Annotated in this window: 7 protein-coding genes; all 7 read left to right on the top strand. The window is 39.4% G+C overall.

Features of this window, described 5'->3' with window-relative positions:
• The first annotated feature begins 106 nt into the window (after positions 1-106).
• The 7 genes from P9L93_00245 to P9L93_00215 all read left to right on the top strand — a co-directional run bounded on the left by P9L93_00245 (position 107) and on the right by P9L93_00215 (position 14,678).
• Positions 107-5,014 (top strand): metallophosphoesterase family protein, encoded by a 4,908-nt coding sequence (locus P9L93_00245; GenBank protein MDP8229520.1) that lies wholly within the window; start codon positions 107-109, stop codon positions 5,012-5,014.
• 3 nt (positions 5,015-5,017) lie between these two features.
• Positions 5,018-10,096 carry a HEAT repeat domain-containing protein gene (locus tag P9L93_00240; GenBank protein MDP8229519.1) on the top strand — a complete coding sequence of 1,693 codons (5,079 nt, stop codon included), beginning with the start codon at positions 5,018-5,020 and terminating at the stop codon, positions 10,094-10,096.
• Positions 10,097-10,321: 225 nt separating this feature from the next.
• Positions 10,322-10,879 (top strand): bifunctional pyr operon transcriptional regulator/uracil phosphoribosyltransferase PyrR, encoded by a 558-nt coding sequence (gene pyrR, locus P9L93_00235; protein MDP8229518.1) that lies wholly within the window; start codon positions 10,322-10,324, stop codon positions 10,877-10,879.
• Between the two features lie 41 nt (positions 10,880-10,920).
• Complete coding sequence (locus P9L93_00230; protein ID MDP8229517.1) at positions 10,921-11,175, top strand: GIY-YIG nuclease family protein; 255 nt, start codon at positions 10,921-10,923, stop codon at positions 11,173-11,175.
• Positions 11,176-11,231: 56 nt separating this feature from the next.
• Positions 11,232-12,203: an aspartate carbamoyltransferase catalytic subunit gene (locus tag P9L93_00225; GenBank protein MDP8229516.1), complete on the top strand. Its 972-nt coding sequence runs from the start codon at positions 11,232-11,234 to the stop codon at positions 12,201-12,203.
• Positions 12,187-13,452 (top strand): dihydroorotase, encoded by a 1,266-nt coding sequence (locus P9L93_00220; protein MDP8229515.1) that lies wholly within the window; start codon positions 12,187-12,189, stop codon positions 13,450-13,452. The genes P9L93_00225 and P9L93_00220 overlap by 17 nt, the downstream gene beginning before the upstream one ends.
• A complete protein-coding gene (locus P9L93_00215; protein ID MDP8229514.1) occupies positions 13,449-14,678 on the top strand; it encodes an endonuclease Q family protein in 1,230 nt (409 codons plus the stop codon). The genes P9L93_00220 and P9L93_00215 overlap by 4 nt, the downstream gene beginning before the upstream one ends.

Below are 14,678 nucleotides of genomic sequence, written 5' to 3'. Positions count from 1 at the left end.
ACGAATAAAACCAACCCAATATAGCCTTTTGTGAATAAAGCAAGACTATTTTTTTGACTCTATTATGTTAGACCTTAACAAAGTATTATTAAGGGGGGGCAAGAAGATGGGGAAAACGATAAGTTTTATAATCCTCGTAACTTTTCTACTTGCAAATTCTTCATACGCGCTTTCTGATGATTTATCTGAAAATCTTAGGGTGAGGCTGGATAGTCGCAGGAATGATGAGCGCATACAAGAGACCCAAAAAGCGTTATTTTTAAGAAAATATGACCTTTCAAGATACCTAACATCAGAAGAAGCATTAAATTATCTTGCTACAGTTAAAGAAGTCGCCTCTCTATATCCTGAAAAAGCAATGTCTAAAGATAGAGTTCAAAAGTTGATCGATGAAGGAAAGGCTTCTATAGCAGAAAGAAAGGATGGAACCAAGATAGTTGCTTTAATTTCTTCCATAGAATCTCATCTGGAATTTAATGAGGAGGCTATAACAGGTATTACTTATATGCAAGATGATAAAGTAGTTTCTGTAATTTTAAAAGAAGCTCCTATATTTGATTTTGTTGAGACAAAAAATATTTTAGATAGATACAATGAAGATAGAGAAGGAAACATAGTCACAGAAAAAGAGGATTTATATAAACAGGTTATGCTGGTAAAAGAATTTATGGGATTATATGGAAAAGAAAAATCTATCCCAGAATTGATGGTTATAGTTAAGGATGTGGAAGATCCTAGAGGCCAAGCTGCACTTGTGGCATTGGAAGAGAAAGGCGCGGTATTTAGCACAAGACCTGGGTGGATATTTAAGGAGTGGAAAACAGTGGAAAAAGCGATAAATGAAAAGTTCACAATTGCCACCGAAAGAAAGAATGCATTGAAACTTATTCGCAGCCTTGCAAGAAAATTCGCTAAAAATAAAATATATCCTGGTCATACTTTAGAGCTTCACATGCTAGTAGTAGTAAAAGTGTCACAGAATACAACTGAACTAAAAGATATGTGTGATTATTTACTTAAGTTAAATATAGAATTCGACAAGAATAATATAGACCTTGATAATCCCTTTAGAAGATGGGGTGTTTCCGCAGCAGCTAAACTGGCACAGAATACAACTGAACTAAAAGATATGTGTAATCAGCTGCCCAATTTAAGCATAAGATTTACCAAAGGCGACGCAGGTATAATCGGCCTTATGCTGTCAGAAGTATCTGATATAGCAAAAGATATGGAGCAATTGGAGCTGCTTATGGATCTGGGAATAGAATGTTCAGGTGCTTCTAGCTTTAGATATACTTTGCTTACAGCGACTGAGGCAGCGAAAAACAACAAAGAACTAGAAGAGATAGTTCACAAAATAATCCCAAAAATTATAAAAAAGATGCCGCAAGATATAGTAAAAAAAATCTCGAGTGAGATAGATTGGCTTACTGTTGAAAATATCAGGAAGGCACTTGAGATCGAAAAGACACACGGAGATTTTGTGATAGAAGAGAAAGAAGGACAATATATAATTAATATCAAACCTTCTACATCCCTTGCCTCCAATCCAAATATAACGCCCAGCATCCCCGCCCTTGCAGAAATCCAGCAACATCTGGAAACCATAAAAGGCAAAGCGTCTATATTCTTTGGCGGAAGCAGGAATCTAGGTACTAAAGGTGAATCTTTTATCGATGTCTTTGCGAATCTTATAGCCCAGAATAAAAATGTTCGGTTAATTATCGGCGATGATCCTACAAGCATAGATAGGCTGGCTATAGCAGCATTTTTTAAAACAGGTAAACCATCCAGTCTTGTGATTGTAGGTGTAAAAGACGATGAGATATGGAGAGTTACCAATGAGACCATGCTAAAAAGATATATCTCTAGAGGAGACCTCAGTAAAAGTGAAGTTAATGAATATTTAAAAGCTATCGGGATCGTAAAAGATATTTATGGACTCTCTTATGGGGAGATAAAAAGACACTTAGAGTCAGAAGGAGTCAGTTTTGAGTTAGTTCCATCTTCTATGACAAGTGGCCTAAGTTATAGAGATAAACAGTCAATGCGAGGCCGCTGGACAATAGATCAGCTCAAAGAAAAAGATGACTCTGTTGTTTGGCTCTTTGCTACAGGCGATTCACACACATCCAGGACATTTAAATACGCACAGGGTGAAGGCAAAAAGATATTCTCTATTGATGAGGAAAAGGTGACTTATGTTGAGCCTCAGCATCCAAAAGCGGAGACAGTCAAGACAACTATTCTAACGCCCAGCATCCCCGCCCTTGCAGAAATCCAGCAACATCTGGAAACCATAAAAGGCAAAGCGCCTATAGAAAATATTCATCTTATGCGTGATGTAGTTTATATTAAAGAATACCTTGATGCGAAGAAGGATTTAAAGATAAAGGTGCTTTTTGGTGGTACCCGTGATTACCTGGATGATGATGCTAAAAAGTTTGCAAGGGATGTAGCTGAACTTTTAGCTGATAGGGGGAATGTTGAGGTATTGGTCGGAGAAGATCCTCAGGGGATAGATCGGATAGTTGTAGGCACAATGGTACAGCGAGGCAAGGGAAATCGAGTTACAATGGTGGGCCAGGGAAGAGATAAGAGAGATGTAAGGCCATGGAGATTGGTAGATGGGAACACAATAAAGAGTTATGCTAATGTTGAAAGAAACAAAATTACCAAAGCTGAAGCGCAAGAGTATTTAAATCATGTTGGGCTGGGAAAGAGCATTGACAACCTAACAGCGCATGAATTAAAGCCACATCTGGAGTCCAAAGGGGTCAAATTTGAAATGACTCCTGATGATAGAATCATTGGTTTACGATCTTTGAGAGATACGGGGTCGGCAAGAGGGCAATGGATGATGGAGCAGTTAGGGAAAGACGATTTTATTATTTGGGTCTGGCCACCTTCAGATAAAAATTGTACATCACGGACATTTACGTATGCTCGTACGCAGGGAAAAAAGATATTTCTGTTTACTAAAGATCCAAATGAATACAGCAAGGTCGTCAAGACACAAGGCTGGGTATCTTATCAGGAGATACAGCTGTCATCAGCTGAACATTTACCACTGGATTCCATATCTATAGATGAAAAAACAATCACTTTGTTTAGATACAATGCGGAAACCAAGTATGCGTATTTATATACTATAGGAACAAAGACTCATAGCGATAGGTTAACGCCTTTAAAAGACGCAGTAAAAGATTTAGATCAGGAAAAGGAAACGTATTTTATTGTTAGCGATCCGCATGGTACTACTGTAACCATTAATGTCTTATTTAAGGCCTTAAAGAATACATATAAAGGTAAGGTGAAGATGGCTATACTTGGAGATTGGGTTGACAGGGGGCCTGCATGGATTGCTCCTGAGATGTGGAAAGAGGCCGATATCCTGGTTGGCAATCATGACCTCTGGTTTATGCTGGCTGCTTTAGGAAGACCAGATTATATTACCCATGCTATTTTGCATGGATATCGCTATGGCAAAGAGGCAATGGATAATATGATAGGATACTTAGGCATCGATCGAAAACTTATAGAGAAATTCAAAAACCTGGCTGAAAAAAGTTATGAAGGAATTAGCATAGAAGAAGAAAAAGAGAAGAATAAAATAGATGAAGCTACAGGTATCAGTAAGAGAGGTCCAAAATCAAAAGCAGAATTAGCAGCATTAATGATTTATTTGATTTCAATAGCAGAAACGGATGATTATCAGTTTGCTAAAACTCGCATTGAGTATCTTTGGCCTTTGATGTCTGAGGAAAATGCAAATAAATATAGAAGCATAGATGAGATAAAAGAAGCTATAAAAAAGCATCGTCCTTTGGCTATTCTTTCAGAGGACTGGCAGGGGATTATGCAGGAGATAACCGAGAATATTAAAAAGAGCCCTGAAGCCAAGAAATTAGTGAAAGACGTGCTTAGAAGTGATTTATATAAAATCGTCGAGGCCGGCTCTGAAAAGATTCTTCTTATGCATACCGTGCCCTGGGCAATGGATCAAGACAAGAGCGTTCATGAGTATGAAGTAGAGCGCATAGATTTCAAGGAATTCTTAAAATGGGCTAAGATAAAAGAGTTAAAAGTTCAGAAGGATAATTACCGCAAGAGTGGTAAGAAATATCTTATCAAAGGATTTACCTTCTTGCAGTTTGCTCAGTTTATGTGGGAAAGACTAAGGGAAGATATTGATAACGAAGAGCTTATTCAATGGGCACATACAAATTTGGCCATGGGAGAATATGCCCTGCTTTATCTTAAGGTAAAGAATTTCTCTGGTTTTAGTTTTCTGAACGAAGGTGAGTCGGATAATCCGGTATATAAGTTTACTGGTGTAAAAGATAAAAGCTTCTCATTTAGTGGCGAAATGCTCACCCAGAGGATGGCAAAGGATTGCGATGTGGATTTAATTATGGGGGGGCATATAAGCAAGGTCGGGACATATGGCAGGTTATTGCTGATAGATGCTAAGGTTTCCAGAAAAGAAGGCACTGGTGGTTTTGAAGATGCTGGAGCTGCTTATATTGACCTATCTGATGGTAAGATTTTCAAGATGGAAAATACTCCGCTGAAGGAAATTTTTGAAAATGAAGAAATGCGGCAACTGATGAGTCATCATATGGGATTGACAGAATGGGCTTATTACAAATGGGATTTATCATGGAAGGACATAAAAGAGTACAGTCAATTAGGTGAGGGTGTGGCAGATCTATTTAACATGAGGTCTATCACCAAAGATGAGCTTATCGGCAGGATAGAGTCTATGTCTATCGGACTAGATAGGATCGAGGCTACACAGTTAGTAGAAGATGGTGAGGCTTCTATTGATGGGGATGAGAGAAAAATAAAACTCTTAGATGTGTTAAAGAAGAGTCCTCGCTGGCAGCAGTGCATAAAAGGGTACCCTCTTAGGGTATTATCTGCTCCAAGCGTTTCGGAATTGTTTATTAAAGATAGCGGTACATTTACAGAACAATTATCAGGGTTTCCTGATACTAGAGATCAATTATAAAATATGCCAATTCTAATGAGCCATAGAAATAAAATCAAAATTCCTTTCATCAAAGTTATAGCCATTATTCTAGTTGGAGTATTTCTTTCGACTAATACCGCCTATCCATTACATTCCTGCAATAAATCTACTGCTTTAAGGATTCCGATCAAGAAAAAAACATTAGAGAAACTTCAGATTATCCAAGATGAGCAAGAACTACTCAAAGAATATAAATATCACGAGACCGAAGAGGATATTAATCTGGTATTTCAAGAAAAGATAAGGCAAGGAATGACTCCTTACGAAAACAATGCTATTAAAGGCAGTATGCGGGGTTCTTCCGAAGCAATAATTATGGGAAAACAGTCTACGGAAGATATCATTAGATGGACTGCTCTTGGCAAAAAGATAAAAAGTGCTTCTGCTTTTTCTGCAGGAGGCCTTTCTACCAGGACAAAAGGATTGTTTAATGCCGCTTTTAGTTTTGTGATACCAGGACTCGACGCTAATCCTCATTCATTTCTGGAGCTAAAGTTTGCTGCAGCAGCTAAAGCCAGGGATGATTTAAAAAGAGCTGCTAATGACCCTGAGTTACAGCAAGACGAAGTTATAATGGTAAGCTTTCAAACTGCAGATACAGTAAAAGAACTATTGAAAGACAATGATTACTTTGGTTATGGCAAAGAAAACGTGAAGGTGTTTAAACAAGGCATGCAGATCCGTCTTAATCCTACTGATAAATTCCTGAAAGAATATCGAAAGAAAAAAGCAGGACAATTAAGAAAAGCTGTCAAAGACGGGAAGATGACTGGGGCAGATATGCAAAATACCATAGAAGCATTAGACAGAGGTATTGCTACTCAAATGGGTAAGGCAGGAGACCCTTTAAGGACACAGAAAGGCAATTTAGTTTTTAATCCTGCTGGACATTGGGATTTTATCAAGTGGATTGTCCTAAGCAATGTATTGGCTGAATTAAAAAGAAATGAGACCAAATTTATCTTTTATTCTCATATGAACAATCCTGCGGGTAAGGTAAGTGATGAATTAAAAGGCTTATTTGAGGAAGAAATCATTAAGGCCAAAAAAGAAAATAGACCTGAGCCAGTTTTTATGACGCTGTTAGGAGATAATAGAGGAGAAAAAGGCGGTTTGTATGCTGATATAACATATCTAGATGGCAGAAAGACAACACAGATCGTAGAAAAACCAGCTTTTACTAAAGAGGCAAGTGAATCGGTAGATAAAATGAGCAAAGAAGAAGTGTCGAGGCTTTACCCATATTTTAATACAGGGATGTTTCTTCTTTCAGTAGACGGCTTATTTAATCAGTTTAAACTTTCTGATGAGTATGATAAGAAATTAAGCTTTGAAGAATTAACAGAAATAGTCAATGCTGTTGATATCCCAGTATATATAGATGTTAAAGAAACCGAGGAGACAATAGGCGCAACTGAATATATTTATGTTGGTTTGCAATTAGAGCGCTATACAGGAGATTTTACAACAATCTGGCCCTATATTGCTGTGGTAATAGACAGGGATGACCAATTTGTGCCGATTAAGACACCGAATGAAGTTGACTTAGCTGGCGAAGTCGGAAAAGAAAAGATGCGTATTTTAGCTGAAGCCTTACAGCCAGTCAAAGATTATTTGGCTTCAGGAGAGAATGTGGCCACGGCAGGTCTTTTGATGCAACAATTGCAAGAGGCAATAGAGTCTGGCAATAAAATAGCTGTCAGGACAATATCAGGATTGTTAATAGAACAAGGTCAAGCAGCTTTAAATTTATTAAAAGAGGAGTTAAAGTCAAGTGATGATATTCGTGTTCGTTTAGAAATAGCCTACATATTAGGAGAGATAGGTGACCAAGTAGCAGTAGAGGCTTTGCAAAATGCATTAGCTAAAGATGGTCAAGCGGCTTTTGTCAGGGCCTTAGGCAGAATAGGAGGCGTATCTGCAGAGAAAACTTTGATAGGACTATTAAGATCAAGGGATAGAAATATTAGAAATAGCGCTATTCTTGAAGCTGCAGCCGAAGGTTTAAGCAGAATGCAGAGCGAGAAAGCAATAGGACTTCTAATAGAAGTATCGGGAGATAAACATGAAAGAAGCCGTGTTCGCCAAGCTGCAACTCAAGCATTAGGTAATTTCGATGATCCAAGAGCAGAAGACGCTTTAAACAATACTTTGAGCAATGACAGCGATCCTTTAGTCAGGAAGGCTTCGGCAATAGGTTTAAGAGTAAAGGAGTCTATAAATAGAGTAACGGTGAAAGGGAAGACGTTAGCGTTATTAACTCCAGCAAAAAAAATGAAGGCGATTGGTCATAATAGACCAAAGAAATATGCAAGTTTTCCAAGCGATGTAAATAATCCTGTAGGTAACGGCGTTCATGTGCTTTTCAAGAACGATAATGAACCTATTAAGCCCGGAACAAAGGTTGTTATAGGAGCAGCAGGCATGATAGGGTATGAGGCAGCTCTTCAGCTGGTCAATCAAGATGAAGAAGTGGTAACTGTAGATAACCTGCTTTTAGGCAGTCCAGCAAATGACAATATCCCAGGAGTAAAACTGTTAAGGCAGGATAGTAGCAGCTTTTGCCGGCAGTATCGGCCAGAAGATTATAAGAAAATAAACGGTATAGTATATTTAGGAGGGTATTCTTCAGAACCGCAGTTTGTTACAAGGGGATTTCCACAGTGGTTGAATTGGACAGGCAGTCCAGAAGAGATAGCAATAAAATGGAATAAAATGGTGGACGAATTAAGCGGGTCAAGAAAAATAGATAAAATTACCCCAGAAGAGGTAATGTATGCCAGAATAAATACTAAAGCAGAATTTGGAGAGTTGTTGAGGATTTTATATAATGATTTTTCTCCCGAGTTAGCCCTTTATGCTGGTCGTTTTCCTCATTGTGTTACGCAGGAGGTGCTAACAAGCTTATATGAATTTAAGACTGTGATGGATCTTGCTGTGATGTATGATATTCGTACGGTATTTGCCTCAACAAGTTCGTTTTGTAAGTTGTTCCCGATAGGCGAGCTAGTTAGCGAAGTGCCGACATTGGATATACTCGATAAATTTGTTGAGATAAAAGATAATCATCTTGAAGAAAAAAAGTGGATAACCCCATATGAATTTATGAAGCTAAGTATGGAGTTAGTGGCTAAGCACTATCATCATGAATACGAAGCTGATGTTTACGCCTCCAGGAATTTTAGTGTATATAATGCAGGCCGTCAGGAGCTCCAAAAAGGCAGGAATGCCAATATGGTAGCCCAGACAATATGGGCGATTGAGAATAATCAATCAGTGCCTATATTTATAATGCCAGGGGATTTTGGCAGAGATGTGATATTCGTTTCAGATTTAGCCAAAGGTATTTTGCATATTTTGAAACATGCTAAATGGGAAGGAACGCCAGAGAATTCAGCAGCGGTATTTAATGTGGGTTTGAAGAAGGTCTGGGGTATAAATGAAATGATAGCGAGTATTATGAGGGCGTTGAGCATGGGAGATTTGGAGAAAAATATTGCCTATCGGATGCCAACGCCAGGATTCCCAGGGACAATGATAGGCGATTCTTCTAAGATACAAAGTATTGGCTGGAAATTCGATTATCCTTTCGAAAAGGCACTTCGGCATATATTCTTTGCCAACGAAACAGAATACGAGGCAGATGTTAAGAAATGGGAATCAGAGCATAAGCCAGTAGCTATTAATAAGGTGCAGCTTACTGAAGATATAGGTTTTAAAGAAATAGCGGCTAAAGTTTACAAAAATGGCGTATATGTATTGCTTCTTAACGAAGATGATAGTTTAAGAGGACTTTATACAGACCGTAAAAAAATAGGTCTGCCTGATATAAAAATTTATCAGGGGCAGGATCTATATGAAGACAAAGATAAGCCTGATGTCTGTACAAAGAACACAGGTAAAATAGAGGAGGTTGCTTGGACAAAATGGTCATTTGATTATGAGCAGAAAGTCGTTCCTTTAAGGTATGATGCTGAGAACAGGAGCCTCGTTTTCTTAAATGGTAGCAATGAAATTTCAGTAGGCAGGCAGTTAGGTTGGGTCTCAGAGGAAGTCGAGCAGGATAGTAATGCCATAGAACGAAGTGTATCACATCAAATAGAGGACTTGGTCGCTAAAAGAGTGTTAAAGAAAGCTGTGGAAGGAGTATATCTTACTTTGGATGATAATGTACTTCTGATTTATAATCAAAAGAACGATAACGTAGAATTGGTCGTAGCCAAACCTCATGCAGGTGTTATGTCAGACCCTATTACTAACTCAACTATTGTAAGGGGGTTGATTAAGGATGATAGTTATGAGGGGCAACAGCTATGTAAACTGCATGCAGGTAATATGGATTTTGTTATAGATGAAGAGGGCAGACCGCGTTGGATAGAATTTCCCGAAGAGATACATCTTGCAGAGGAGAGTACGGCCTTGGTGGCGCTTAATAAAGATTCGAATAAGTTCACTGTTTTGGGGAGAAATACCACTACGGCAATAAGTACGGTACTGATGTTGGGCGGAGATACAGTTGAACAGATTCAGGAGCGGCTAAGGTCAGGCAGAGATAGGGACCGGAATTTTTTAGGTGAAAATGATGATCTCAAAGAAGAATTAATCAAGGCTAATATAGAAGTGATAGACGAGCAGAACTTAAGTCATTTGAAATTAGGGAGAGTGTTAGTAAATGGGATAGCGCTTCTTGATAGGGTGGTTGGTCCTGGGGGGATGTTGGCAAAGCCAGTACGGTTTTATGACAGATATACTCATTTTAATTTTGAGATATCGCATGAGCAGTCTGACAGGATTGCCTCAGCATTTAATGAGAGGCCGACGTTATCTTTGCGAGGCAAGTACAGGATAAAAAATCTTGACACAGGAAAAGAGATTATCTTCCATGGGTTATTAGGAGAGAATATAATTCGTTGGGGATTTTATGGTGGACCAGGAGCAGCAGAACACTTCAAGATTGAACGCAAAGATCTAATAGAGTTGCTGGGGTATAATAGAACTCATTTAGTTTTAGATTTTGTTGATAACTTGAAAACCATAAAAGTTCGGATGGGCGATCTCTAGAGTTTAACGGATAAAATGATTGACAGGAGCATACAAAAATAGTATAATATGTTTAATAATAAACACCTTTAAATCAGCCCTGAGAGGCTGGAAAGGGAAGAGAAAATGAATAATTTAGAGGGCATAAATCATAGACCTTCTTGCTATAATCCCCGTTCGATAATGAAGATGTTGTAATTATCGAACGGGGCAGGTAGCGGGAAGGTATTTTTTTTGGAGGCTAGGTTGGCAAGGAAAAATGTTCTGACAAAAGAAGAGATAGATCGTGCGGTTACAAGGATGAGCCATGAGATATTGGAGAGGAATAAAGGCTCAGAAGATCTTGTGATCATTGGTGTTAGGACAAGAGGGTACGCGCTTGCGGAGAGGATCGCTCAGGCGATCAATCGCATAGATGGCGTTACCTTACCTGTAGGAGCGCTCGATATAACGCTTTACAGGGATGATCTAAGTCTGGTATCTGAGCAGCCGATAATGCACAAAACAGAGATAGATTTTGATATAGAAGGTAAGGCCGTGATCCTAGTCGATGATGTTTTATATACGGGCAGGACCATCAGGTGCGCCCTGGACGCGCTTGTAGATTTTGGGAGGCCAAAGACTATTCAGCTGGCGATTCTTGTAGATAGGGGCCATAGGGAGCTTCCCATAAGGGCTGATTATGTGGGCAAGAATCTGCCGACATCGCAAAATGAACTGGTACAGTTAAACTTGGAAGAGATAGATAAAGAAGACAGTGTTTTTATAGAAGTCAATGAGGACACAGCTTACGAAAATCATTGATTTTCGTAAGCTGTCTGTCCGAATTGACCCCACACCCAGCAATGTATTTTGTATATGTCTTGAAAAGTAAGAGGACAAAAGAACTTTATTATGGCTATACGAATGATTTGGAGAGACGATATAGAGAACACAGCAGTAAATATCCTTCTGAAGTTATATATTATGAAGCTTATAAATCAGAAACCGATGCTCGGAATAGAGAAAAACAATTAAAACTTCATGCTCAAGCATTGACTGCTCTAAAGAGTAGACTGAAAGAATCTTTAAAGCAATACATTGCTGGGTGTGGGGTTTAATTCGCACATTGACTTACGTCGTCCTACGGACTCCGTAAGTCAAGTGCTCATTAAAAATGACCAGGCAGACTAAGAAAAAACCAAACTGGGCTCACAAAGATCTTCTGGGCCTGGAATATCTTTCAAAAGAAGATGTAGAATTGCTTTTAGATACTGCGGATTCTTTTAGAGAGATACTGGATAGGCCTATTAAGAAGGTCCCTGCGCTTCGAGGCAAGACTGTAGTCAATCTATTCTACGAACCTTCTACAAGGACAAGGGTATCCTTTGAGATCGCTGCCAAAAGGCTCTCAGCTGATGTAATAAATATTGCCACTGAGACATCGAGCGTGAAAAAAGGCGAGACACTAAACGATACTGGCAAAAATATAGAGGCATTAAAGGCAGATATTATTGTGGTGAGGCATAATTGCTCAGGCGCGGCAGCCATGCTCGCGAAACATGTGAATATAAGCGTTGTTAATGCAGGAGATGGCTGGCATGAACATCCTACACAGGGTCTTTTGGATATATTTACCCTGAAAAAGAAATCAGGCCGCATAGAAGGTTTAAAAGTCAGCATAGTCGGGGACATCGCGCATTCGCGCGTAGCGCGTTCAAACATATGGGGTCTTACTAAGCTGGGCGCAAAGGTCACAGTGTGCGCGCCTAAGATATTGATACCACCTGGCATAGAAAAGATGGGTGTTGGCATCACTGATAATATAGACGAGGCGCTTTCGAATGCCGACGCTGTAAATGTATTGAGGATGCAGTTTGAGCGCGATGAAGAGGGCGTATTTCCAAAGCAAATAGAATATTTTAAAAAATTTGGCATAACAGAAGAGAGATTGAAAAAGGCCAAGAAGGACATTATTGTAATGCACCCTGGCCCGATAAATAGAGGTATCGAGATATCAAGCGACGTAGCAGATGGTCTTAATTCTGTAATTCTGGAGCAGGTCACTAATGGTATAGCAGTGAGAATGGCTGTACTATATTGGCTTTCACAGGCAAGAGAGAAGAAAAGCAATGAAAATACTAATTAAGGGCGGTCTAGTGATAGACCCAGTTAATAAAATAGAAAAGGTAATGGATGTCCTTATAATCGGGGATAAGATATCCAGGGTGGCAGATACTATAAAGGTAGACGCAGAAAAAACGATTGACGCAAAGGGCAAGATAGTTATGCCAGGAATCGTAGACATGCATGTTCATTTAAGAGAACCTGGCCGAGAGGACAAAGAGACTGTTGCCAGCGGCACAAAGGCCGCGGCTAAAGGAGGCGTGACAACTGTTCTTGCAATGCCTAATACCACGCCTGCAATAGATAGTACAGAGAATGTAGAACTCTTAAAGAATATAATAAATAAAACCGCAAATGTTAATGTACTTATTGCTGGCGCTATTACAATGGGTCGAAATGGCAAGAAGCTATGCGATATTGCCGCTTTAAAAAAAGCAGGTGCAGTTGCTATTTCAGATGATGGTTTATCTGTCGACGATGGTGAATTGATGTTAAAGGCGCTTAAGGATTCGAAAAAAGAAAAAATGCTTGTGGTATGCCACTCTGAGGATAAGTCTCTTTCTGGTAGAGGCATGATCAATCGCGGTTTTATTGCTACAAGGCTTGGCATGAGAGGAATCTCTGGCGAATCAGAGCATAAAAGGGTAGAGCGGGATATTAAACTGGCAGAAAAATCAGGTGCAGCAGTCCACATTGCGCATGTAAGCTGCAAAGAGTCAGTAGAGATCATAAGAAAGGCAAAGAAAAAAGGTATAAAGGTGAGCGCAGAGACTGCGCCTCATTATTTTAGTCTGAGCGAAGATGATCTGATAGATTACAATACGAATATGAAGATCAATCCTCCTTTAAGGGCCAAAGAAGATGTTAGCGCGATAAAACAAGGACTGAAGGATGGCGCTATAGATGCGATTGCTTCTGATCACGCGCCTCATACAGAGAATGAAAAAGATATTGAGTTCGAATATGCAGCGTTAGGGAGCATAGGTTTAGAGACAGAGCTTGCAGTGGCGATAAAAGAGCTGATTTCTCCGGGGATACTTAGCTGGAGCGATTTAGTTAGGAAGATGTCTAGTAATCCTTCAAAGATTCTGCGTATAGACAAAGGTACATTGAGTGTTGGCGCTATAGCAGATGTGATTATAGTTTCTCCGGAAAAGGAATGGGTGGTCAAGAAAAAGCATTTTCTGTCTAGGTCAAAGAATTCCGCATTTTTAGGAAGAAAATTAAAAGGCATAGTTGAATACACGATTTGCAAGGGAAAGGTAGTATGAAATTCGTAGCTGATTTTCACATACATTCTAAATATAGCCGCGCAACAAGCCCGCAAATGGAGGTAAAGACACTTTCTGAGACGGCAAAGTACAAAGGCATATCTCTTCTGGGCACGGGAGATTTTACGCACCATCTCTGGCTTGAGGAATTAAAAAAGCACCTGAAGGATTCAGGCAATGGGTTTTTTGAGTATAATGGCGTAAATTTTATACTCACCGCAGAGATATCGAGCATATATTCTAAAAATGACAAGGTTCGTAAGATCCATAATCTTATTTTTGCGCCGAGTTTTAAAGTAGTTGATAAAATAAATGATGTACTCTCTGGCTATGGGAATCTGTCCAGTGATGGCAGGCCTATTATAGGCATAGACGCAAAAGAACTGGCAGAGGTTGTTTTCGGAGTCAGTAAAGACGTGTTTCTTGTGCCTGGCCATATATGGACGCCATGGTTTAGTTTATTCGGCTCAAAGTCTGGATTTGATTCAATAGAGGAATGTTTTGAGGAATACACCAAGGATATCTATGCGCTCGAGACTGGTTTATCGTCGGATCCTGGGATGAACTGGAGATGGAGTAAGCTCGATAGATTTAATCTTATTTCAAATTCTGATTCACACAGTCCTCGGAAGATCGGAAGAGAGGCAAATGTCTTTGATGTAGAGATGTCCTACAAATCTGTAACAGACGCATTAAAGGTAAAGGATAATAAGAAGTTTTTGCACACAGTGGAGTTTTTTCCTGAAGAGGGCAAGTATCATTACGATGGCCATAGGAATTGCAAAGTAAGATTTAGCCCTTCTGAAACGAAAAAGAACAAGAATACTTGTCCTGTGTGCGGGAAGTCACTGACAGTAGGCGTGATGAATAGAGTAGACACGCTTGCAGACAGGCCAGAAGGGTTTGTGCCTAAAGGAAGCGTTCCATATAAGAGGATGATACCACTTTCTGAGATCATTTCAGATGTGCTGGGCGTGGGTGATGGCTCAAAGGCTGTTGAAAAAGAATATAGCGCAATAGTCCCGAGAGTGGGTACGGAATTTGAAGTACTTACAGAAGTAAGAAAAGATGAACTCTTAACTAAGCTCCCGAAAAAAATAGCAAAGGCTATCATAAATGTAAGAAACGGCAACGTAAATATCTTACCAGGTTTTGACGGAGAATATGGTAAGATAGAAATATTGAAGAAAGAGGATAATTCCGAGAAACAAATGGATTTATTTTGA

The sequence above is a fragment of the Candidatus Gorgyraea atricola genome, assembly GCA_030765235.1.
GTDB lineage: Bacteria > Omnitrophota > Gorgyraeia > Gorgyraeales > Gorgyraeaceae > Gorgyraea > Gorgyraea atricola.
The sequence above is the reverse complement of the archived record's forward strand: the minus strand, read 5'-3'. Positions and strand labels throughout refer to the sequence as shown.